This is a genomic window from Streptomyces sp. Q2, from assembly GCF_056820935.1.
Genome location: NZ_JBXEJE010000029.1, coordinates 78,821 through 102,532 on the forward strand (window position 1 = coordinate 78,821; position 23,712 = coordinate 102,532).

Consider the following 23,712-nt stretch of genomic DNA (forward strand, 5'->3'; position numbering starts at 1 on the left):
GCAGGGGGGCGACGGTTCTGTGAACCGTCGGCCCCCTTGTGGGACGAGTGAGGTCTCTTCGCGACGAGGTCGCCCTCGGTGTCGTGACCTGCGTTCACCTGTGGCCGAGAGGTCAGGGGCCGGATCCGCCTCGGCCAGGTCCGGGCTCCGGGACCGGATCAGGATCCGGATTTGTCCGGGCGCCGGGCAGCAGGGGAGGCCCCGCACCGCCGTTCGGCAGAGAGACGGGTGCATGAGGGTCTTCACCGGAGTCGGGAATGCTCTGCACCAGGGCCACCAAGTTGCCGATGGCGGGTCCCAACTGTTCGCTGCGCCACCGGAGCACTCCCTGGAGACGCATCAGGGCTGACGTCAGCTCCCCGTCCGCCGCTCTCTCGGAGTTCTCGATCAACAGGGCCAGATCTTCTTGGATGTCCTGGTCCCGAGGGAGCTCGGGGATTTCTGCTTGCTTTTCGCCGAGCGCCCGTGCGATGTAGACGAGCTGGTCGAGGCCTTGGTATTCGCCGGCTCCTACCGCGTCCCGCCCCCATACGACGTATCCGACCATCCACGCTTGCAGTGAGAAAAGCCAGTACTTGGCCTGCCGACGTGCTTCGATCTGTTTTTCGCCGAGGAACCGGATGCCCAGTTGGCGGGCCAATGCGACACCGGCTCCCACCCCGAAGCTCGCGCCACCGAATTCCAGAGCGCTTTGCAGCGGTTGGCTGAATCCCAGATAGCTGGTGACGAAGGTTCCGAGGCCTGCCGCGAAGGCGTTGACACCGTCCTGCATGAGTCGGTACCGGGCCAGGCGAGCCTCGTCCGAGATGCCGTGCTGGATCTCGTTGACCAGGTCGACACGGACTGCTTCCTGGCCCTCCGACATCCCTCGGGGTTCCAGGAGGAGTCCCTGGACGGCGGCGGCGAACCTGGCTCCGAAGAGCGCATCCCGCTGGGGAGTGCGTTCCAGGCCGATCATGTCGAGGGCCTCGGCACCCTTCTCTCCGGCCGCTGCCTTCGACGCCCACAGCGTGCACCGGTTCAGGAATGTGGCGTTCGTACCGTGACGCCACTCCGGAAAGCGGAGGCCCTGCACCACGTGCTCGCGGGTCGCACGCGCGGTGGCTCGGAAGATCCCGCGGGTTCTTTCCCCTGGTACCGGAGTGTGGTCCAGTTCGTCGCACAGTATTCTGGCGGATTGCGCGACTTCTGGTGGTGTCGGTTCATCTCTTCTCTGTCTCGGATGAATTGCCTCGACCACGGCTCTGTATCGAATGTCTTTCAGGATCGCCCGTAGATGTACCACGCGTTGGACGGCGCGTATCCCGCGATAGGTGCTGGTCGCTGAGCGGCCGGCATCCCCCAAGGTGACCATGTGGCGATTTTAATCATATGCTGTTGGCTCTTGCCAAGCGATAAACGGTGACTGAATTTCTGTTCGAGAATAGGCCGTGCAATCTATTTGTTCCGCCGCTGCCCGGCGCGTACCAAGGACGGGAGAGCCGCGACTTTGAGGAGCCGCGGCTCTCCCGTGCCGTCCGCTTCCGCCGCTAGTCCTGCCGCCCGGCCAGGTCCGCGAGCACCTTGTGCAGGGGTTCCGTCACCCGGCGCCGGTACTCCTGGATCGCCCAGCCGTTGCCGTCCGGGTCCTGGAAGTACATGAAGGTCGCGCCGTCGTCGGGGGCGTACTGGACCGGCTCGGAGACCTCCAAACCGCGCTCCACCAGCTCGGCGTGGGCGGCCTTGATGTCGGTCACACAGAGCTGGAGCCCCTGGTAGGAACCGGGGGCCGGGCGCTGGCCCTCGACCATCTCCCAGATGCTGTCGCCGAGGGCGATCGAGCAGCCGGAGCCCGGAGGGGTCAGCTGGACGATCCGCATGCCCGGCATCACCTCCTGGTCGATGTCCACGTGAAAACCGACCCTGTCCCGGTAGAAGTCGCGGGCCCGGTCGATGTCGCTCACGGGCAGCGGGATCACTTCGAGGGTGAACTCCATCGCTGGTCTCCAAGTCGCCGTTGACGGGAGTGGCAGGTGAGTGTCAGACGAACCGCCAGCGCGTCTGGCTGAACGGCTCTCCCTTACCGAAGCCGAAAACCGTGCGCGGCGCCAGCGCGAAGACGACGGCGTGCCCAGGACCGTGGTGGAAATACCCCTCCCGTACCTCGAAGCGCCAGAATTCGCCGTACTTCGTCTCCCACGCGGCGGCCAGCTCCCGCAGCCTGCCGTCGTCGGACACGCGCACCGCCTCGCCCTCCACCACCAGGTCGTAGCCCTTGTCCCAGGTGTTCGTGCCGGTGGTCAGCACGACGTTCGGATTGTGCGCGAGGTTCTTCGCCTTGCGCTCCTCGGGACCCGTGCAGAAGTGCAGCGCACCGTGCGCCCACACCGCTGGCAGCGGCGTCACGTGCGGCCGCCCGTCCGGGCGCACCGTCGAGATCCAGAACAACTCGGCCGAGGAGAGCAGCGCCTCGGCCGCGGGCCAGGAGATCGCGGTGGCGGCCTCGTCGCTGTAGCGGGGGTCGAGACGGGCCTCGGGCATCCGCTCGGTTTCCTTGTCGGTCATCAGCAGCCCTCCTGACATGTCTCTTCCCAGGGTGCCCCGGAGAACACCCGGGGCACCGCGGCGGCAGCGTCCCGCCGTGCGGTACGCCGCGACGGCCGGTGGCGTGTGGCGCGGCATGGTGTAACGGATCGTGGTGCCGATCGTCCGGCGGCCGGCCGCGGCGACGGTGGTACCGCCCCTCGACGGCACCGTGGTCGCGGGCCGCATGCCCGGCGACACGGTCCTGGCCGACCCTTCGCGGCCGCCCACGGTGATGGTGACCCGCTGAAACCGCTCCGGCGCCCCAGCGCTTCCCCCGGCTTCTCCGGTTAGGCTCGTGGCCGTACGACCTTGATCCGACAGGAGGCCGGGATGACGGCGCCGGGGCGCAGAAGCAGTACCTTCACGCGGCTGCTGCGGCACGGCTTCACCGACCCCTCCGCCGCCGAGCGGCTCCTGGACAGCACGGAACTCGCGCACGTCCGGGACGACCCGGTCCTGCTGGAGGCGCTGGGCGCGACCGCCGACCCGGACCTGGCCCTGCACGGGCTGGTCCGCCTGCTGGAGGCGCAGCCCGCGCCCACCGCCCGGCGGGAACTGCTCGACACGGTGATAGCGGCCAAGCCGCTGCGCGACCGGCTGCTCGGCGTGCTCGGCGCCTCCGCCGCGCTCGCCGACCACCTCGCCCGGCATCCGGGCGACTGGCGCGCCCTCGTCATGTACGAGCCGAGCGACCTCCACCCCGGAGTGGAGGAGTTCGAGCGGGGCCTCGCGGAGGCGGCCGATCCCGTACTGCTGCGCGTCGCCTACCGCCGCTGCCTGCTGTCGATCGCCGCCCGAGACGTGTGCGGCACCACCGACATCGCCGAGACCGCCGCCGAGCTCGCCGACCTCGCCACCGCGACCCTGCGCGCCGCCCTCGCCATCGCCCGCACCGCGGCACCCGACGACGCCGCGCTGTGCCGGCTCGCGGTCATCGCGATGGGCAAGTGCGGCGGCCATGAGCTGAACTACGTCTCCGACGTCGACGTGATCTTCGTCGGGGAGGCCGTCGAGGGCGCCGACGAGGGCAAGGCCCTGCGGTCGGCCACCAAGCTCGCCTCGCACATGATGCGGATCTGCTCGGAGACGACGATCGAGGGCTCGATCTGGCCCGTGGACGCCAACCTGCGGCCCGAGGGCAGAAACGGTCCGCTGGTGCGCACGCTCAGCAGCCACCTCGCCTACTACCAGCGCTGGGCCAAGACCTGGGAGTTCCAGGCCCTGCTCAAGGCCCGCCCGGTGGCCGGTGACCTCGACCTCGGCGAGGAGTACGTCGCCGCCCTCGAACCCCTGGTCTGGAAGGCCGCCGAGCGCGACAACTTCGTCGCCGACGTGCAGAAGATGCGCCGCCGCGTCGTCGAGAACATCCCCGTCGCCGAGATCGAACGGGAGCTGAAGCTCGGCCCCGGCGGCCTCAGGGACGTCGAATTCGCCGTCCAGCTCCTGCAGTTGGTGCACGGGCGGGCCGACGTCTCCCTCCGCAGCGGCACCACCCTGGACGCCCTGCAGGCCCTGGCCACCGGCGGCTACGTCGGCCGCTCCGACGCCGTCCAGCTCGACGACGCCTACCGCTTCCTGCGCTCCATGGAGCACCGCATCCAGCTCTACCGGCTGCGCCGCACCCACCTCGTCCCCGAGGAGGAGGCCGACCTGCGCCGCCTCGGCCGCTCCCTGGGCCTGCGCGCCGACCCGGTCGCCGAGCTGACCCGCGAGTGGAAACGGCACACCAGTGTCGTACGACGGCTGCACGAGAAGCTCTTCTACCGCCCCCTGCTCGATGCGGTCGCCCAACTCGCCCCCGGCGAGAGCCGGTTGAGCCCCGAGGCGGCCCGGGAGCGGCTCGTCGCGCTCGGGTACGCGGACCCGGCGGCGGCACTGCGGCACCTCGAGGCGCTGGCGTCCGGGGTCACCCGTAAGGCGGCCATCCAGCGCACCCTGCTGCCGGTGCTGCTCGGCTGGTTCGCCGACTCGGCCGATCCGGACGCGGGGCTGCTCAACTTCCGCAAGGTGTCGGACGCGCTCGGCAAGACACCCTGGTATCTGCGGCTGTTGAGGGACGAGGGCGCCGCCGCCGAGAACCTCGCCCGGGTCCTGTCCGCCGGCCGGCTCGCCCCCGACCTGCTGATGCGCGCCCCCGAGGCGGTCGCCCTGCTCGGCGACGGCGACGCGGCCGGCCTGGAACCACGCGGCCGGGACCACCTGGAGCCGGAGATCCTCGCCGCGGTCGGCCGCGCGCCCGGCGCCGTGCAGGCGGTCACGGCCGCCCGCGGTGTCCGCCGCCGCGAACTGTTCCGTACGGCCGCCGCGGACATCGTCGGCTCCTACGGCACCGAGGCCCAGCCGGTCGAGGCCGACCAGGGCGCCCTCGTGGACCGGGTCGGCGGCGCGGTGTCCGACCTGACGGCGGCCACGCTCTCCGGGACGCTGCGCGCGGTGGTCCGGGACGGCTGGGGCGAGACCCTGCCCACCCGGTTCGCCGTCATAGGCATGGGCCGCTTCGGCGGCCACGAACTCGGCTACGGCTCCGACGCCGACGTGCTCTTCGTGCACGAGCCGCGCGACGGCGTCGACGAACGCGAGGCCTCCGACGCGGCCAACAAGGTCGTCTCCGAGATGCGCCGCCTGCTCCAGATCCCCAGCGCCGACCCGCCCCTGCTCATCGACGCCGACCTGCGCCCCGAGGGCAAGTCCGGGCCGCTCGTACGGACGTTGAACTCGTACGCGGCCTACTACCGCCGCTGGTCCCTGGGCTGGGAGTCGCAGGCCCTGCTGCGGGCCGAACCCGTCGCAGGGGACGAGGAGTTGAGCCGCCGCTTCATCGAGCTGATCGATCCGCTGCGGTACCCGACGGCCGGCCTCGGCGACGACGCCGTCCGCGAGATCCGGCGCCTGAAGGCCCGGATGGAGTCGGAGCGGATGCCGCGCGGTGCCGACCCGAAGCTGCACACCAAGCTCGGACCCGGCGGCCTGTCCGACGTCGAGTGGACGGTGCAGCTCATCCAGATGCGGCACGGCGCGGAGGTGGCGGGCCTGCGCACCACCCGCACCCGCGCCGCCCTCGCCGCCGCCCGCACGGCCGGCCTCCTCTCCGACGAGGACGCCGCCACCCTCGACGAGGCCTGGGTCCTCGCCACCCGCGTACGCAACGCCGTGATGCTCGTCCGCGGCCGGGCCGGCGACACCTTCCCCTCCGACGCCCGCGAACTGGGTGCGGTAGGGCGATACCTGGGCTACGGCCCCGGCCACGTGGGCGACATGCTCGACGACTACCGGCGTACGGCACGCCGGGCGCGGGGCGTGGTGGACGACCTGTTCTACGGGGCGTAGGCCGCCTCGGACGCGGGGACACCCACCACCTTCTCCGCCGCCCACCGACCACCGCTCGCGGGTCACCGCCACCCACAGCACCACCACCATGCCGGCCGGCACCCGCGGCCCGACGTTCTCGCCCAGGAGCGGCGCGTCGTGCCGAGGCCCCTGAGCGCGGCGACCGCGAGCAGCCTGGTGAGGCCGGCCGGGGAGACAGCGAGCGGGTCCCGGCCGGCGGTGAACCCGCGGGCCATGACGCGAACGCCACGGCGTCGCTCACGGCAGCGTCCGGCCGGCAGCGCCAGGGCGCTCCAGCTCGGCGGCCCCGACCGGTGCCAGGCCGTGAAGATCAGCAACCTTCCGGCGAACCCGAGGAGCAGACCGGCCAGGCGCAGGGGGTGCAGGGCCCGGTCGGTGGCGTGGAGCCGGCCGCACAGCTCCGCGCGCCCGCGAGGCCGCCGGGTCCCGGTCGAGGTTCGTGGTCGAGAGCGAGAACCACCTGACCGCGCAGGGCTTCGTGGCGGCCGGGCCGGGAGTCAGTCCGGTTCCGCGCCTGGGGCTGGGAGGCCGGCACGCCGACGTGGTCGCACGCCCGGTTGGGCGTCCGGAGCCGGTCGCGGCATCCACGTGGCCCAACGGGAGACAGGCGTTGCGGGAGGCGGCGGGCTGGGGTGCTGTCCGACATGGTTCCGCATGCCCGGAGGTGACCGGCACGCACGCGCTCGCCGGTCGCAGCAGCGGGCGCGGTCGGCGGCGCGCAGCCCGCCCGTGAACAGCAGGGCCCGCACGCCGGGCCCCTCCGGCGCGGCGGCGACACGAACATCGCGGGTGCCTGCCGCGGACCCTGGTCGCCAGATCTCGGGCGAGCACGGGAGTCATCCTCCGTGAGGTGAGGTGAGGTGAGGTGAGGTGAGGTGAGGCGAGTCCGGGATGGCACCAGTACGTCGGTGGCATCGGAACGCTCCGCCGCCTTGCGCTCACCCGCACCCGGCGCCGCCGGACCCGCCCTCGGGCGGACGACCACCGACCCGGGGCGGCCCTCGGTCCCTGGCCCCTGGCGTCCGGTCCCCTGGCCCCTGGCCCCCGGCGTCCGGTCCCTGGCCCTCGGTCCCTGGCCCCTGGCCCCCGGTCCCTGGCGTCCGGTCCCCGGCCCCCTGGCCCCCGGCGTTCGGCCCCTGGCCCCCGGCCCCTGGCCCCCGGCCTCCGGCCCCCGGTCCAGCCCCCGGCTAGACCTTCGTCGGACGCAGGGACCGTTCACGGCCCGGCACCCGCTTCGGCAGCGCGTATGGCAGTGTCCCGTACCAGAGCCGGGCCATCGCGAAGCCGAAGGCGAGGCAGAGGACGCCGCCCACCGCGTCGAGCCAGAAGTGGTTGGCGGTGGCGACGATGACCACCATCGTGGCCACCGGGTAGAGGAGGCCGAGGACCCGCACCCACGGGACCGACGCCAGCGCGAAGATCGTCAGGCCGCACCACAGGGACCAGCCGATGTGCATGGACGGCATGGCGGCGTACTGGTTCGACATGTTCTTCAGGTCGCCGGAGGCCATCGAGCCCCACGTCTGGTGGACCATGACGGTGTCGACGAAGTCGCCGCCGTTCATCAGGCGCGGCGGGGCGAGCGGATACAGGTAGTAACCGACCAGGGCGACGACGGTGGTCGAGAAGAGCACGAGGCGGGCCGCGGCGTAGCGGCCCGGATGACTGCGGAAGAGCCACACGAGCACACAGAGCGTCACCACGAAGTGCAGGGTCGCGTAGTAGTAGTTCATGGCGACGATGAGCCAAGTCACCGAGTTCACGGCGTGGTTGACGGACTCCTCGACGGCGATGCCGAGATGGTGCTCGACCTTCCAGATCCAGTCGGCGTTGCGCAGCGCCTCGGGCCGCTGTTCCGGGACCGCGTTGCGGACCAGTGAGTACGTCCAGTAACTCACGCCGATCAAAAGGATCTCGAACCAGAGCCGGGGTCGGCGCGGGGTGCGCGGCCGGCGCAGGAAACCCGGCCCGATCCCGGCCGTGACGGACTGCGGAGGGGTCTCGTCGGACCCTTCCTGCGTCGTCACGGTCGTCTCAGTCATAGGCACAGAGTCTGCCAGAAAAGGGACCCCTCACCGATCATCCCCCGGTCGGGTCCGGGCCGCACGTCCTACACCCGGAAGACCTCTGAGACCTCCTACCAGCGCACTGCCGAAGGTCGCTTTCTCCGCCCTGAGAACGAGCCGGACGAGCCGTACGCCTCAGTGGCGTCCGCGTTCCCCGGGAGCCGAGGCGGTCGAGCCGCGCACCACCAGTTCCGGCATGAACACGAACTCGCTGTGCGGCGCGGGCGTCCCGCCGATCTCCTCCAGGAGGGTGCGCACCGCCGCCTGTCCCATCGCCGGGACGGGCTTGCGGATCGTCGTCAGCGGCGGGTCGGTGAAGGCGATCAGGGGGGAGTCGTCGAAGCCGACGACCGAGACGTCCTTGGGGACGTCCAAGCCGCGCTGCCGGGCCGCCCGTATCGCACCCAGCGCCATCATGTCGCTGGCGCACACCACGGCCGTGCAGTCACGGTCCATGAGCGCGGCGGCCGCCGCCTGGCCGCCCTCCAGGGTGTAGAGGGAGTGCTGGACGAACTCCGTCTCGATGGCCTCCGTGCCCAGACCCAGCTGGTCCTGCATGCTGCGGACGAAGCCCTCGATCTTGCGCTGCACGGGCACGAACCGCTTGGGGCCGAGCGCCAGCCCGATCCTCGTGTGCCCCAGCGACACCAGGTGCGTGACCGCGAGGGTCATCGCCGCGCGGTCGTCGGGGGAGATGAACGGCGCCTGCACCTTCGGCGAGAAGCCGTCCACCAGGACGAAGGGCACGCCCTGTGCGCGCAGCTGGTCGTAGCGCTGCATGTCGGCGGAGGTGTCCGCGTGCAGCCCGGAGACGAAGATGATGCCGGCCACGCCCCGGTCGACGAGCATCTCCGTCAGCTCGTCCTCCGTGGAACCGCCCGGGGTCTGGGTGGCGAGCACCGGCGTGTAGCCCTGCCGGGTCAGCGCCTGGCCGATGACCTGGGCCAGCGCCGGGAATATGGGGTTCTCCAGCTCCGGGGTTATCAGGCCCACCAGGCCCTCGCTGCGCTGCCGCAGCCGCACCGGGCGTTCGTAGCCCAGCACGTCGAGGGCGGCCAGCACGGACTGGCGGGTGGTGGCGGCGACGCCCGGCTTCCCGTTGAGGACGCGGCTGACGGTCGCTTCGCTCACCCCCGCCTGGGCAGCGATGTCGGCAAGCCGTGTGGTCACAGGGGTGGACTGTACCGGCCGGCCCTCGCCCTGCACACCGATCGGACGCCGTGCGCGGCCGGTGGAACGGCCCGCAGGGGGTTGTTGCCTCATCGCGGTCCCTCGTGTTCGTCGTCGGCGTCCGGTTCCGCGACAGATGGTCCCGCGCGGTGGAAGCGTGTGGCAAGAGCTTGCAGAGTCTTGCACAACTGTCCCCATACCCGCTGGACAGCGGCAAATCCCGGTTCTCAGGGTCTCGCGACGGTCGACACGAGGTTACGGCGGGATAACTCTCGGCACGTCTTGCACTTTTTTGCTGCAAGGACTTTCGGCGGCGCTTACATCGCTGTTACGTTCACGTCGCCCGGCGGCGGCAACGGCGCAGTCGGCAAGTCACCAGGGGCGGCAGACGGGGCCGTCTTCTGTGAGCACACGGGCTTTCACCCTCAAGGAGAACTCATGCGGCGTGGCATAGCGGCCACCGCGTTGATGGCGTCTTTCGCCCTCGCGGCGACGGCCTGCGGCGGAAGTGACGGCGGCGACTCGGCCGACGGTCCGGTCACCATCACCTGGTGGGACACCTCCAACGCCACGAATGAGGCGCCGACGTACCAGGCCTTGATCAAGGAGTTCGAGGCCGCCAACAAGGACGTCAAGGTCAAGTACGTCAACGTGCCCTTCGACCAGGCGCAGAACAAGTTCGACACCGCCGCCGGCTCCAAGGGCGCCCCGGACATCCTGCGCTCCGAGGTCGGCTGGACCCCCGCCTTCGCGAAGAAGGGCTACTTCCTGCCGCTGGACGGCACCGAGGCCCTCGCCGACGAGAGCAAGTTCCAGCCCAACCTGATCGAGCAGGCCAAGTACGACGGCAAGACCTACGGCGTGCCGCTGGTCACCGACACCCTCGCGCTGGTCTACAACAAGGAGCTCTTCGCGAAGGCCGGTGTCGAGGCCCCGAAGACCTGGGACGACCTGAAGAAGGCCGCCGCCACGGTCAAGGGCAAGACCGGCGTCGACGGCTACTGGGGCTCCACCCAGGCCTACTACGCGCAGACCTTCCTCTACGGCGAGGGCACCGACACCGTCGACGCCGTCGCCAAGAAGGTCACCGTGAACTCGGCGCCCGCCAAGAAGGGCTACGGCACCTGGCTGAGCCTGTTCGACGGCAAGGGCCTGCACAAGGCCGACACCACCGCCGACGCCTACGCCCACATCCAGGAGGCGTTCGTCAGCGGCAAGGTCGCCTCGATCATCCAGGGCCCCTGGGAGATCACCAACTTCTACAAGGGCACCGCCTTCAAGGACAAGAACAACCTCGGCATCGCCACCGTCCCGGCCGGCTCCACCGGCAAGGCGGGCGCCCCGACCGGCGGCCACAACCTCTCCGTGTACGCCGGCTCGGACTCCGCGCACCAGAAGGCGGCCCTGAAGTTCGTCAACTTCATGACCTCCGCGAAGTCCCAGGCGAGCATCGCGCTGAAGAACTCCACCCTGCCGACCCGCGACGACGCCTACACCGCCGAGGTCAAGGCCGACCCGGGCATCGCCGGCTTCCAGGGTGTCCTGCCTGCCGCCCAGCCGCGCCCGGCGCTGCCCGAGTACAGCTCCCTGTGGGGCCCGCTGGACACCGAGCTGCCGCAGGTCGCCGGGGGCAAGGAGTCCCTCGACAAGGGCCTGGGCAACGCGGAGACCGCGATCGCCAAGCTGGTCCCTGACTTCAGCAAGTGACCTCGAGTGGCCGCTGGATCCCCCGCGAACCCGGGGAAGGGATCCGGCGGCCACCGGCCTGTGGCCGGCCGTACAGCCGTACAGCCGTACAGCCGTACAGCCGGGGCAAGCCAGTGCAGGCCGTTCAGGCCGTTCAGGCCGAAGATCTTTCAGAAGGTGTCGAAGAAGGTGTCGAACCCATGACAGTCGCCATCGACCGCGCGACCGGCAAGCGCCGCGGTGACCGTGCGCCGAAGCCCGGTGGGGGCGGGCGCCTGAGGCGCGGCTACCAGAAGCACTGGTACGCGTACGCGATGATCGCCCCGGTGGTGGTCGTCCTCGGCGTCCTCGTGCTCTACCCCCTGGCGTACGGCCTGTACCTCACGCTCACCGACGCCAACAGCCTCAACACCGCCCGCACGATCGGCGTCAATCACATCGACGCCACCTACAAGTTCATCGGCCTCGACAACTACGCCGACATCCTGTGGGGCGACACGGCCTACGACCGCTTCTGGTCGCACTTCATCTGGACGATCGTCTGGACCGCGCTCTGCGTCACCCTGCACTACACGATCGGCCTCGGCCTCGCCCTGCTGCTCAACCAGAAGCTGCGCGGCCGCACCTTCTACCGGCTGGTCCTGATCCTGCCGTGGGCCGTGCCGACCTTCGTGACCGTCTTCGGCTGGCGGTTCATGCTCGCCGACGGCGGCATCATCAACTCCTTCCTGGACACGCTCCACCTGCCGACACCGCTGTGGCTGGAGGACACCTTCTGGCAGCGGTTCGCCGCGATCATGGTCAACACCTGGTGCGGCGTGCCCTTCATGATGCTGTCGCTGCTCGGCGGCCTGCAGTCCATCGACACCTCGCTGTACGAGGCCTCCGAGATGGACGGCGCCAACGCCTGGCAGCGCTTCAGGTACGTCACCCTGCCGGGCCTGAGGTCCGTCAGCTCCACCGTCGTGCTCCTCGGCATCATCTGGACCTTCAACCAGTTCGCGATCATCTTCCTGCTGTTCGGCAACACCGCCCCCGACGCGCAGATCCTCGTCACCTGGGCCTACTACCTCGGCTTCGGACAGCAGCCGCGCGACTTCGCGCAGTCGGCGGCCTACGGCATCCTGCTGCTGGCCATCCTGATCGTCTTCACCTCCTTCTACCGCCGCTGGCTGAACCGCAATGACCAGCAGCTCGCGATCTGAGGCAGGAGTCACCATGAGCACGACCACCGTCGAGACCTCCGCCCCGGTGAACAAGGAGGACTCCATGGCCACCTCACCGAAGAAGGGGACCAGGCGCGGCGAGAGCACCCCCGCCGTCCGCCTCGTCTCCCACGGCATCCTGATCGCCGCGAGCCTGATCGCGCTCTTCCCGGTCGCCTGGCTGGTGTTCCTGTCCCTCGGCCCGGACAAGGACGACTACCTGCATCCCGGGCGCATCTGGGGCAAGATGACGTTCGACAACTACACGTTCGTGCTTCAGGAGACGAAGTTCTTCGACTGGCTGCAGACCACGATGATCGTCACCCTGGGCACCACGCTCATCGGTGTCGTCATCTCCGCCACCACCGGCTACGCGGTCTCGCGCATGCGCTTCCCGGGCTACCGGAAGTTCATGTGGGTGCTGCTGGTCACGCAGATGTTCCCGGTGGCCGTACTCATGGTGCCGATGTACCAGATCCTGTCGGAACTGCAGCTCATCGACAGCTACCTTGGTCTCATCCTGGTGTACTGCACGACCACGGTCCCGTACTGCGCATGGCTGATGAAGGGCTACTTCGACACCATCCCGTTCGAGATCGACGAGGCGGGACGGGTCGACGGGCTGACCCCCTTCGGCACGTTCGCGCGACTGATCCTGCCGCTCGCCAAGCCGGGCCTGGCGGTCGCCGCCTTCTACAGTTTCCTCACCGCATTCGGCGAGGTCGCGTTCGCCGCGACGTTCATGCTGTCCGACACGAAGTACACCTTCGCCGTCGGTCTGCAGACCTTCGTCAGCGAGCACGACGCGCAGCGCAATCTCATGGCCGCCACCGCGGTGCTGATTGCCATACCCGTCTCCGCGTTCTTCTATTTCGTACAGAAGAACCTGGTGACCGGCCTCACCGCGGGCGGCACGAAGGGCTAGCCCCTTCCGTCACGACTCCCGCGCGCCCAGGCGCGCGGGTGGCGGCCGCGGTGTCCATCCGACCCCGCAGGCACCGCGGCCGCCTCGTCACCCGCCCCGCCTCCGTACGCACGCCTCCATGACCGAAACCTCGTCACGTATCAAGGACGCCATGAGCCAGCACTCCGCCGACCGGGCCGAAAACTCCGCCGTCGCCACCGTCGTCAAGCGCCGCGACTGGTGGCGCGACGCGGTGATCTACCAGGTCTATCCGCGCAGCTTCGCCGACAGCAACGGCGACGGCATGGGCGACCTGGAGGGCATCCGCACCCGACTTCCGTACCTGCGCGACCTCGGCGTGGACGCCGTGTGGCTCAGCCCCTTCTACGCCTCCCCGCAGGCGGACGCCGGCTACGACGTCGCCGACTACCGGGCCGTCGACCCCATGTTCGGCAACCTCCTCGACGCCGACGCCCTGATCCGCGACGCCCGCGAGCTGGGCCTGAGGATCATCGTCGACCTGGTCCCCAACCACTCCTCCGACCAGCACGAGTGGTTCAAGCGGGCGATCGCGGAGGGCCCCGGCTCGCCGCTGCGGGAGCGCTACCACTTCCGGCCCGGCAAGGGCGACGACGGCGAGATCCCGCCCAACGACTGGGAGTCGATCTTCGGCGGCCCGGCGTGGACCCGCGTCACCGAACCGGACGGCACCCCCGGCGAGTGGTACCTGCACCTCTTCGCCCCCGAGCAGCCCGACTTCAACTGGGACCACCCGGCCGTCGGCGACGAGTTCCGCTCCATCCTGCGCTTCTGGCTCGACATGGGCGTCGACGGCTTCCGCATCGACGTGGCGCACGGCCTGGTGAAGGCGGAGGGGCTCCCGGACCTCGGATCCCACGGTCAGCTCAAGCTGCTGGGCAACGATGTCATGCCGTTCTTCGACCAGGACGGCGTACACGCCATCTACCGCCAGTGGCGCACGGTCCTCGACGAGTACGCGGGCGAGCGCATCTTCGTCGCCGAGGCGTGGACGCCGACGGTCGAGCGCACCGCGAACTACGTCCGCCCCGACGAACTCCACCAGGCATTCAACTTCCAGTACCTGAGCACGGAGTGGGACGCGGACGAACTGCGCGCGGTCATCGACCGCACCCTGGAGGCGATGCGCCCGGTGGGCGCCCCCGCCACCTGGGTCCTCTCCAACCACGACGTCACCCGCCACGCCACCCGCTTCGCCAACCCGCCCGGCCTCGGCACCCAGATCCGCACGGCGGGCGACCGCGAACTCGGCCTGCGCCGGGCCCGGGCCGCGACCCTCCTCATGCTGGCGCTGCCCGGATCGGCCTACGTCTACCAGGGCGAGGAACTCGGCCTCCCGGACGTCGTCGACCTGACCGACGAGGTGCGCCAGGACCCCGCCTACTTCCGGGGCGCCGGCCAGGACGGCTTCCGTGACGGCTGCCGGGTGCCGATCCCGTGGACGCGCGAGGGATCGTCGTACGGCTTCGGCGCGGGCGGCAGCTGGCTGCCGCAGCCCGAGGGCTGGGGGGAGCTGAGCGTCGAGGCCCAGACCGGCGTCCCCGGCTCCACCCTGGAGCTCTACCGCTCCGCCTTCGCCGTCCGCCGCGAACAGCCCGACCTCGGCGCGGGCGACTCGGTGGAGTGGCTCAAGGCCCCCGAAGGCGTCCTCGCCTTCCGCCGGGGCGAGTTCGTGTGCGTCGCCAACACCGGCACCGAGTCGGTGACCACCCCGGCGTACGGCCGTCTGCTCCTCGCCAGCGGCGAGGTCGCCGAGACGGACGGCGAGGCCAAGCTGCCCGCGGACACGACGGTGTGGTGGACGGCCAACTGACCGTCCCTGCAAGAAGTTCCAGGAATTTTCAGAGGCCCGCCTTCCGCTTCGGGAGGCGGGCCTCTACGATCTGCGGCACCGCACGGCTTTGCAAGCTTTCAGCAAGAACCTTCAACGGAGAAGGAACCCCACATGGCCAGAAGAGCTCTAGCCGGAGCATGCGCCCTCGTGGCGGGCGCCGCAGCCGCAGTGATCGCCCCCGCCGGCCCCGCGCAGGCGGCGCCACCCGGCACCAAGGACGTCACCGCCGTCCTCTTCGAGTGGAACTTCGCGTCGGTCGCCAAGGAGTGCACCACCACGCTCGGCCCGGCCGGGTACGGCTACGTCCAGGTCTCCCCGCCCGCCGAGCACATACAGGGCTCGCAGTGGTGGACGTCGTACCAGCCGGTCAGCTACCGGATCGCCGGCCGGCTCGGTGACGCCACCGCCTTCAAGAACATGGTCGACACGTGTCACGCCGCCGGAGTGAAGGTCGTCGTCGACGCCGTCGTCAACCACATGTCCGCGGGCACCGGCACCGGCACCGGCGGTTCCTCGTACACGAAGTACAGCTACCCGGGCCTGTACTCCTCGTACGACTTCGACGACTGCACGGCCAGGATCACCGACTACACCAACCGCGGCAACGTCCAGAACTGCGAACTCGTCGGCCTCGCCGACCTGGACACGGGCGAGGACTACGTCCGCTCGGCGATCGCCGGCTACCTGAACTCCCTGCTCGGGTACGGCGTCGACGGCTTCCGCATCGACGCGGCCAAGCACATCCCGGCGACCGACCTCGCGAACATCAAGTCCCGGCTGACGAACCCGTCCGTGTACTGGAAGCAGGAGGTCATCTACGGCAGCGGGGAGGCCGTCCAGCCGACCGAGTACACCGGCAACGGCGACGTCCAGGAGTTCCGCTACGCCTACGACCTCAAGCGCGTCTTCAACAACGAGAACCTCGCCTACCTGAAGAACTACGGCGAGGGCTGGGGGTACCTGAACAGCTCGGTCTCCGGTGTCTTCGTCGACAACCACGACACCGAGCGGGGCGGCAGCACCCTGAACTACAAGAACGGCGCCGCCTACACACTGGCCAACGTCTTCATGCTCGCCTACCCGTACGGCGCCCCGGACGTCAACTCCGGCTACGAGTTCTCCGACACGGACGCGGGGCCGCCGGGCGGCGGTTCGGTCAGTGCCTGCTGGCAGGACGGCTGGAAGTGCCAGCACGCCTGGCCGGAGATCAGGTCGATGGTCGCCTTCCGCAACGCCGTGCGCGGCGAGCCGGTCGGCAACTGGTGGGACAACGGCGCCGACGCCATCGCCTTCGGCCGGGGCACCAAGGGCTACGTCGCCGTCAACCACGAGTCGGGCAGCCTGAGCCGCACCTTCCAGACCTCGCTGCCCGCGGGGACGTACTGCAACGTGCAGAACAACTCGACGGTGTCGGTGAACGCGAGCGGCCAGTTCACCGCGACGCTGGGCGCCGACACGGCTCTGGCGATCTACGCGGGCAAGTCGAGCTGTTGAAAGTTCTTTCTCATGCTTTCAGGACTCTTGCTGTAAGTGTTTCCACGGCGATACGGTCGCGCGGGGTCGGACCCACGTAAGCCGTCATCGCAAGGAGTCCACGTCCGTGATACCGAGATGGTCGGCGCCGCCGAGGTGCCGTACTGCCCATGCCGGCCGGGTCGCTGCGGTCACCGTGACCGCGTTGGCCGCAGCGCTCGTCCAGCCCCTGGCCGCCCGAGCGGACACCCCGCCCGCACCGCCGTCCGACGCGAGGCTCGCCGCCGAGCCCGCCCGGCACGACGCCACCCGTGAGCAGTTCTACTTCGTCCTGCCGGACCGCTTCGCCAACGGCGACACCGGCAACGACCGGGGCGGCCTGACCGGTTCACGCCTGAGTACCGGCTACGACCCCACCGACAAGGGCTTCTACCAGGGCGGCGACCTCAAGGGTCTGACAAAGAGGCTCGACTACATCAAGGGCCTCGGCACCACCGCCATCTGGATGGCCCCCATCTTCAAGAACCAGCCCGTGCAGGGCGAGGGCACCAACGCCTCGGCCGGCTACCACGGTTACTGGATCACCGACTTCACCCAGGTCGACCCGCACTTCGGCACCAACAAAGACCTGGAGACGCTGATCTCCAAGGCCCACGCCAAGGGCATGAAGGTCTTCTTCGACGTCATCACCAACCACACCGCCGACGTCGTCGACTACGAGGAGAAGTCCTACGACTACCTCTCCAAGGGCGCGTTCCCGTACCTGACCAAGGACGGCGAGCCCTTCGACGACGCCGACTACGCGGACGGCAACGAGGACTTCCCCCCGGTCGACGCCGACGCGTTCCCGCGGACGCCCGTCGTGGCCGACGCGAAGAAGAACACCAAGGTTCCCTCCTGGCTCAACGACGCGACGATGTACCACAACCGCGGCGACTCGACCTACGCCGGCGAGTCGACCACGTACGGAGACTTCTCCGGCCTCGACGACCTGTGGACCGAACGTCCCGAGGTCGTCAGCGGGATGGAGAAGATCTACCGGCGGTGGGTCAGGGACTTCGACATCGACGGCTTCCGCATCGACACCGTGAAGCACGTGAACATGGAGTTCTGGACCCAGTGGGCGACGGCCCTGGACGCCTACGCGGCCAAGCGGGGACGCGACGACTTCTTCATGTTCGGCGAGGTCTACTCCGCCGACACGTCGGTCACCTCGCCGTACGTCACCCAGGGCCGCCTCGACGCCACGCTCGACTTCCCCTTCCAGGAGGCGGCCCGCCAGTACGCCTCCCAGGGCGGCAGCGCGCGGAAACTCGCCTCGGTCTTCGCCGACGACTACAGGTACACGACCGACAAGGCCAACGCGTACGAGCAGGTCACCTTCCTCGGCAACCACGACATGGGCCGCGTCGGGCACTTCCTGAACCAGGACAACCCGAAGGCGACGGACGCCGAACTCCTCGCCAAGGACCGGCTCGCCAACGAGCTGATGTTCCTCAGCCGCGGCAACCCCGTCGTCTACTACGGCGACGAACAGGGCTTCACCGGCGCCGGCGGCGACAAGGACGCCCGACAGACGATGTTCGCGTCCCGTACCGCCGACTACCTCGACGACGACGAGATCGGCACCGACCGCACCCACGCGAGCGACGCCTACGACACCAGCGCGCCGCTGTACCGCCGGATCGCCGAACTCGCCGAGCTCCGCAAGGCCAACCCGGCGCTGACGGACGGCGTCCAGACGGAGCGGTACGCGGCCGACGGTCCCGGCGTCTACGCCTTCTCCCGCACGAGCACCGCCGCCGACAGGACCGAGTACGTCGTCGCCTTCAACAACGCCGGCGAGGCGAGGACGGCGACCTTCGCGACCGGTTCGGCGGGCATGAGATTCCAGGGGATCTACGGGACCTCCGCACCGGCGGCCTCCGACACCGACAAGAAGATCACCGTCACCGTCCCGGCCGGTTCGGCGATCGTCCTCAAGGCGTCCGGCAAGCCCGCCAAGCCCGCCACCAAGCCGACGATCACCCTCAAGGCCCCCGCCCCCGGTGCCACCGGCACCGTCGAGCTGACCGCGGACCCGGACGGCGGACAGCTCAACCGGGTCGTCTTCGCCGCCCAGACCGGCAACGGCGAATGGCGAACCCTCGGGTCCGCCGACCACGCCCCGTACAAGGTCACCCAGACCGTCGCCAAGGACGTACCGGCCGGAACCGCCCTGCGCTACAAGGCGGTGGTCATCGACTCGGCCGGCCGTACGGCGAGCGCCACGGCCGACAGTGTCACCGGCACCCCGCCCGTCGAGGAGATCCCCTCCGCCTCCTCGCGAGACTACGCGGTCGTCCACTACCAGCGCACCGACGGCGATTACGAGAACTGGGGCCTGTACGCCTGGGGCGACCTCGCCGACGGCGAGTCGACCGACTGGCCGAAGAGCCACCCGTTCACCGGGCGGGACGCCTACGGCGCCTTCGCCTACGTCAAGCTGAAGCCCGGCGCCTCCAACGTCGGCTTCCTCGTCATCGACAAGGACGGCGACAAGGACGTCTCCGCCGACCGCACGATCGACGTCACCAAGACCGGCGAGATCTGGATCGAGCAGGGCAAGGAGACCGTACGGACACAGCGGCCCGACTACCCCGCGCAGGACACGTCGAAGGCCGTGCTGCACTACCACCGCGCCGACGGCGACTACGAGGGCTGGGGCCTGCACGTCTGGACGGGCGCCGCGAGCCCCACCGACTGGTCGAACCCCCTGAAGCCGGTGCGGACCGACAGCTACGGCGCGGTCTTCGAGGTACCGCTCACCGAGGGCGCCGGCAGCCTCAGCTACATCATCCACAAGGGCGACGAGAAGGACCTGCCCACCGACCAGTCGCTCGACCTCACGGCGAACGGCCACGAGGTGTGGCTGCTGGACGGCCAGGAGACGTACCTGCTCCCGCAGCCGGCCGGCTCCGCCGCCGCGCTCGACCTGACCACCTCCAAGGCGGTCTGGATCGACCGGAACACGGTCGCCTGGAACGGCTCCGAGGCGGCCGCCTCCACCCAGCTTCTTTACTCCCGCGACGGCTCGATCGCCGTCGACAAGGGCACGCTGACGGGGGAGGCGAAATGGCTGAGGCTCTCCAGGACCGCCCTCACCGACGCACAGAAGGCCGCATTCCCGCACCTCGAGGACTCCACCGCCTGGTCCGTCGACCCGCGCGACCGTGACCGGGTGCGCAGGGCGCTGAGCGGCCAGGTCGTCGCCTCCCAGCGCGCCGCCAACGGCGCCGTACTGGCCGCGACGGGCGTCCAGATCGCCGGCGTACTCGACGACCTGTACCCCGCGGCGACGAAGGCGCGGCTCGGACCGACGTTCCACGACGGCCGCCCCACGCTCGCCGTGTGGGCACCGACCGCGCAGAAGGTCGCCCTGGAACTCGACGGCTCCACCGTCGCCATGCGGCGCGACGCCGGCACCGGTGTCTGGTCCGTCACCGGCCCCAAGTCCTGGAAGAACAAGGCATACCGGTACGTCGTGACGGTGTGGGCGCCCAGCGTCCGCAAGGTCGTCACCAACAAGGTCACCGACCCCTACTCCCTCGCCCTGACCACCGACTCCGAGCGCAGCCTGGTCGTCGACCTCGACGACGGATCCCTCGCCCCCAAGGGCTGGTCCTCGCTGGTCAAGCCCAAGGCCGTTGCTCTGCGGGACGCCCAGATCCAGGAACTGCACATCCGCGACTTCTCGGTGGCGGACCGCACGGCCGACCACCCCGGCACCTACCTCGCCTTCACCGACAAGGACAGCGACGGCTCACGGCACCTGCGTGACCTGGCGAAGGCCGGGACGTCGTACGTCCACCTCCTCCCGGCCTTCGACATCGCCACCATCCCCGAGAAGAAGTCCGACCAGGCGACCGTCGACTGCGAGCCGGCCTCCTACCCGGCCGACTCGGACAAGCAGCAGGAATGCGTCTCCGCGGTCGCCGCGAAAGACGCCTACAACTGGGGCTACGACCCCTACCACTACACGGTCCCCGAGGGCTCGTACGCGACGGACCCGAACGGCACCGGCCGTACCGTCGAGTTCCGCAAGATGGTCAAGGCGCTGAACGAGGACGGCCTGCGGGTCGTCATGGACGTCGTCTACAACCACACGGCCGCCAGTGGCCAGGCGGACACCAGCGTCCTCGACCGGATCGTGCCCGGCTACTACCAGCGGCTGCTCGCCGACGGCTCGGTCGCGAGCAGCACCTGCTGCGCCAACACGGCCACCGAGAACGCCATGATGGGCAAGCTGGTCGTCGACTCGATCGTCACCTGGGCCAAGGAGTACAAGGTCGACGGCTTCCGCTTCGACCTCATGGGCCACCACCCGAAGGCCAACATCCTGGCGGTGCGCAAGGCCCTCGACGCGCTGACCGTCGCCAAGGACGGTGTCGACGGCAAGAAGATCATCCTGTACGGCGAGGGCTGGAACTTCGGCGAGGTCGCCGACGACGCCCGCTTCGTGCAGGCCACGCAGCGGAACATGGCCGGGACCGGCATCGCGACCTTCTCCGACCGGGCCCGCGACGCCGTACGCGGCGGCGGCCCCTTCGACGAGGACCCCGGCGTCCAGGGCTTCGCGTCCGGCCTGTATACCGACCCCAACTCCTCCGAGAACAACGGCACTTCGGCCGAGCAGAAGGCCCGTCTCCTGCACTACCAGGACCTGATCAAGGTGGGGCTCTCCGGCAACCTCAAGGCGTTCACCTTCACCGGCACCGACGGCAAGGAGGTCACCGGCGCCGAGGTCGACTACAACGGCGCCCCCGCCGGCTACGCGGACGCACCCGGCGACGCCCTCGCGTACGCCGACGCGCACGACAACGAGACGCTGTTCGACGCGCTCGCCTTCAAGCTGCCGGCGGGTACGTCCGCGTCCGACCGCGCCCGCATGCAGGTCCTCGCCATGGCGACGGCCACCCTCTCGCAGGGCCCCGCCCTCTCCCAGGCGGGCACCGACCTGCTGCGCTCCAAGTCCCTGGACCGCAACTCCTACGACAGCGGCGACTGGTTCAACGCCGTCCACTGGAACTGCCGGGACGGCAACGGCTTCGGTCGCGGACTGCCGACGGCCGCCGACAACGCATCCAAGTGGCCCTACGCCAGACCCCTGTTGAGTGCGGCCGGTGTCGGCTGCCCGCAGATCGAGGGCGCCTCGGCGGCATACCGGGATCTGCTGAGGATCCGTACGACGGAGAAGGACTTCTCCCTCGGCACGGCCGGCCAGGTGCAGTCGAAGCTCTCCTTCCCGCTGTCCGGAAACGACGAGACACCCGGCGTGATCACCATGACGCTCGGTGACCTCGTCGTCGTGTTCAACGCGACCCCCGACACCCGGGAGCAGCGGATCGACACGCTCGCCGGCAGCGGTTACCGGCTGCACCCGGTGCAGGCGTCGGGCGCGGACCCTATCGTCAAGTCTTCGGCCTACGCGCGGGTATCGGGCACCTTCATCGTTCCTGGGCGGACTGTGGCGGTATTCTCCCCGACCTCCTGACAAGGGCATTACCTTGGTGGGGGGGGGGGNACCCGGTGCAGGCGTCGGGCGCGGACCCTATCGTCAAGTCTTCGGCCTACGCGCGGGTATCGGGCACCTTCATCGTTCCTGGGCGGACTGTGGCGGTATTCTCCCCGACCTCCTGACAAGGGCATTACCTTGGTGGGGCGGACCCGGTTCCCGGGTCCGCCCCACCTGTGTGTCCAAGGACCGGAACTGGGACTGGCAGATGGATGTCAACGGCAAGCGGACCGAGACGACCGTGCTGGTCGTGGACGACGTGGCGGCCAACCGGTACGCCATGGGCGCCGTGCTGCGCCGCGCCGGTCATCGGGTCGTCCCGGTCGCCTCCGGCTCGGAGGCGCTCATGGAACTCGACGTACGGCTGCGCAAGGGGACACTCCCGGACGTCGCCCTCGTCGACGTGAACCTGCCGGACATGAGCGGCTTCGAACTGTGCCGCCGGATCAAGGGCCGGCCGCAGACGGCCGGCCTGCCCGTCGTGCACTTCTCGGCCGCCGCCATGGAACCGGGCGACCGCTGCCAGGGGCTGGACGCGGGCGGCGAGGCGTATCTGACGGTGCCCGCCGAGCCCGCGGAGATCGACGCGGTCATCCGGGCCGCGGTGCGCACGGCACGGCTGCGGGCCGACTACCAGGCGCTGGCACGGCGGCTGACGCTGCTGTCGGAGACCATCGTGACCGTGCAGGCCGCCCGCTCCCTGCAGGAACTCGCCGAGGCGGCCGCCGAGGGCACCGCACGGCTCACCGGCACGCCCGCCGCCGTCTTCGTCCTCGGCCCGGACGACGTGCTGCTGCGCGGGATCTCCCGGGACCGCACCTCGATCGCGCTGCCGGACGAGGGCGCCCACCGGGCCGTGGCCGGCCTGCTCCGGCGGCTCACCCGCGGGCAGGCCGGAGTGCAGATCACCACGGTTGCCGCGCCGCTGTGGCCCGCCGGGTTCTTCCGGCCCGGCGTGCAGCACGACGCCCGCCTGGTGCTGATCCTCACCCAGGACGGCAACTCCGCGGTGTGCCTGGCCACCCCCACCCGCGGGGTGCGCCCGGTGGACCCGGACACCGAGGCCCTGGTGGCCCGGCTCGCACAGGCCACCGCGCTCGCCGCCGAGCCGCTGCTGATGTACCAGGTCGAGCGGCATGTCGCCCTCACCCTCCAGCACAGCTTCCTGCCCCAGCCGCACCGACTGCCCGTACTGCCGGGCATGGACGTCGTGGTCCGCTACGTGCCCGCGTCCCGGGAGACCGAGATCGGCGGGGACTTCTATGCCGCGCTGCGCACCCGCGAGGGCGTGCTCACCGCGGTCGGCGACGTCGTCGGGCACTCGCTGGAGGCGGCGACGGTCATGGTCGAGATCCGGCACGCGCTGCGCGCCTACTGCGTCGACGAGAGCGACCCGGCCGTCCTCGCCGAGCGGCTCGACCGGATGCTCCAGCACTACCACGACGACGTCACCGCCACCGTGTGCCTGGCCCTGATCGACCCCGCCACCGGACGCACCCGCATCGCCAACGCGGGGCACATCCCGCCGCTGATCATCCGGGACACCGGTAGCGCCGACTACACCAAGGCATCCGGCCCGCTGCTCGGCCTGGGCCTGCCCCACCCGGCGCCCACCGAGCTGTTCCTCGAACCGACCGACCGGCTCCTCATGGTCACCGACGGCCTGATCGAGACCCGCGGCACGGACCTGGCGGCCTCGATGGAGCACCTCCGCGCGGCCGCCACCGGTGCCCTGCCCGGCCTGGACGCCCTGTGCGACACGCTCCTGGCCTGCTTCGGCCACGACCGTGAGGACGACATCGCCATGCTGGCGCTGCAACTGAAGAACTAACTGGCGCTGCGACTGAAGAACTAAGGTGACTCCTGTC

The 23,712-nt window shown here is 70.0% G+C and carries 14 protein-coding genes; 9 read left to right on the top strand and 5 right to left on the bottom strand.

The window, feature by feature from the left end; translation table 11 throughout:
- Positions 1–112: 112 nt before the first annotated feature.
- From ACWBNA_RS30325 to ACWBNA_RS30335, 3 genes are all read right to left on the bottom strand, one after another.
- Positions 113–1,354 (bottom strand): hypothetical protein, encoded by a 1,242-nt coding sequence (locus tag ACWBNA_RS30325; RefSeq protein ID WP_482707704.1) that lies wholly within the window; start codon positions 1,352–1,354, stop codon positions 113–115.
- A 175-nt stretch (positions 1,355–1,529) separates the two neighbouring features.
- The gene (locus ACWBNA_RS30330) at positions 1,530–1,976 is read right to left on the bottom strand and encodes a VOC family protein (RefSeq protein WP_482707705.1); all 447 of its coding nucleotides are present in this window, start codon (positions 1,974–1,976) and stop codon (positions 1,530–1,532) included.
- Positions 1,977–2,019: 43 nt separating this feature from the next.
- On the bottom strand, positions 2,020–2,544 hold the full coding sequence (locus ACWBNA_RS30335) for a pyridoxamine 5'-phosphate oxidase family protein (RefSeq protein WP_482707706.1): 525 nt from the start codon (positions 2,542–2,544) through the stop codon (positions 2,020–2,022).
- A 130-nt stretch (positions 2,545–2,674) separates the two neighbouring features.
- Here ACWBNA_RS30335 and ACWBNA_RS30340 point away from each other — a divergent pair, with 130 nt between their 5' ends.
- Positions 2,675–2,812, top strand: a complete 138-nt coding sequence (locus ACWBNA_RS30340; RefSeq protein WP_482707707.1) for a hypothetical protein — start codon at positions 2,675–2,677, stop codon at positions 2,810–2,812.
- A gap of 83 nt (positions 2,813–2,895) precedes the next feature.
- The gene (locus ACWBNA_RS30345) at positions 2,896–5,892 is read left to right on the top strand and encodes a bifunctional [glutamine synthetase] adenylyltransferase/[glutamine synthetase]-adenylyl-L-tyrosine phosphorylase (protein ID WP_482707708.1); all 2,997 of its coding nucleotides are present in this window, start codon (positions 2,896–2,898) and stop codon (positions 5,890–5,892) included.
- A gap of 1,208 nt (positions 5,893–7,100) precedes the next feature.
- Here the strand turns inward: ACWBNA_RS30345 and ACWBNA_RS30350 are convergent.
- Both ACWBNA_RS30350 and ACWBNA_RS30355 read right to left on the bottom strand, forming a co-directional pair.
- Positions 7,101–7,955, bottom strand: a complete 855-nt coding sequence (locus tag ACWBNA_RS30350; protein WP_482707709.1) for a phosphatase PAP2 family protein — start codon at positions 7,953–7,955, stop codon at positions 7,101–7,103.
- Positions 7,956–8,114: 159 nt separating this feature from the next.
- A complete protein-coding gene (locus ACWBNA_RS30355; protein ID WP_482707710.1) occupies positions 8,115–9,149 on the bottom strand; it encodes a LacI family DNA-binding transcriptional regulator in 1,035 nt (344 codons plus the stop codon).
- Between the two features lie 438 nt (positions 9,150–9,587).
- On the opposite strand from ACWBNA_RS30355, the gene ACWBNA_RS30360 reads away from it, so the two are divergent.
- The 7 genes from ACWBNA_RS30360 (at position 9,588) to ACWBNA_RS30390 (ending at position 23,675) form a co-directional block, all read left to right on the top strand.
- Positions 9,588–10,856 carry an extracellular solute-binding protein gene (locus tag ACWBNA_RS30360; protein WP_482707711.1) on the top strand — a complete coding sequence of 423 codons (1,269 nt, stop codon included), beginning with the start codon at positions 9,588–9,590 and terminating at the stop codon, positions 10,854–10,856.
- 179 nt (positions 10,857–11,035) lie between these two features.
- Positions 11,036–12,040 carry a carbohydrate ABC transporter permease gene (locus ACWBNA_RS30365; RefSeq protein WP_482707712.1) on the top strand — a complete coding sequence of 335 codons (1,005 nt, stop codon included), beginning with the start codon at positions 11,036–11,038 and terminating at the stop codon, positions 12,038–12,040.
- Between the two features lie 13 nt (positions 12,041–12,053).
- Complete coding sequence (locus ACWBNA_RS30370; RefSeq protein WP_482707713.1) at positions 12,054–12,965, top strand: sugar ABC transporter permease; 912 nt, start codon at positions 12,054–12,056, stop codon at positions 12,963–12,965.
- A gap of 151 nt (positions 12,966–13,116) precedes the next feature.
- A complete protein-coding gene (locus ACWBNA_RS30375) occupies positions 13,117–14,796 on the top strand; it encodes a glycoside hydrolase family 13 protein (protein WP_482707758.1) in 1,680 nt (559 codons plus the stop codon).
- 132 nt (positions 14,797–14,928) lie between these two features.
- Complete coding sequence (locus tag ACWBNA_RS30380; protein ID WP_482707714.1) at positions 14,929–16,311, top strand: alpha-amylase; 1,383 nt, start codon at positions 14,929–14,931, stop codon at positions 16,309–16,311.
- 106 nt (positions 16,312–16,417) lie between these two features.
- Positions 16,418–21,823: a pullulanase-type alpha-1,6-glucosidase gene (gene pulA / locus ACWBNA_RS30385; RefSeq protein WP_482707715.1), complete on the top strand. Its 5,406-nt coding sequence runs from the start codon at positions 16,418–16,420 to the stop codon at positions 21,821–21,823.
- Between the two features lie 229 nt (positions 21,824–22,052).
- Positions 22,053–23,675 carry a SpoIIE family protein phosphatase gene (locus ACWBNA_RS30390; protein ID WP_482707759.1) on the top strand — a complete coding sequence of 541 codons (1,623 nt, stop codon included), beginning with the start codon at positions 22,053–22,055 and terminating at the stop codon, positions 23,673–23,675.
- Positions 23,676–23,712 lie beyond the last annotated feature (37 nt).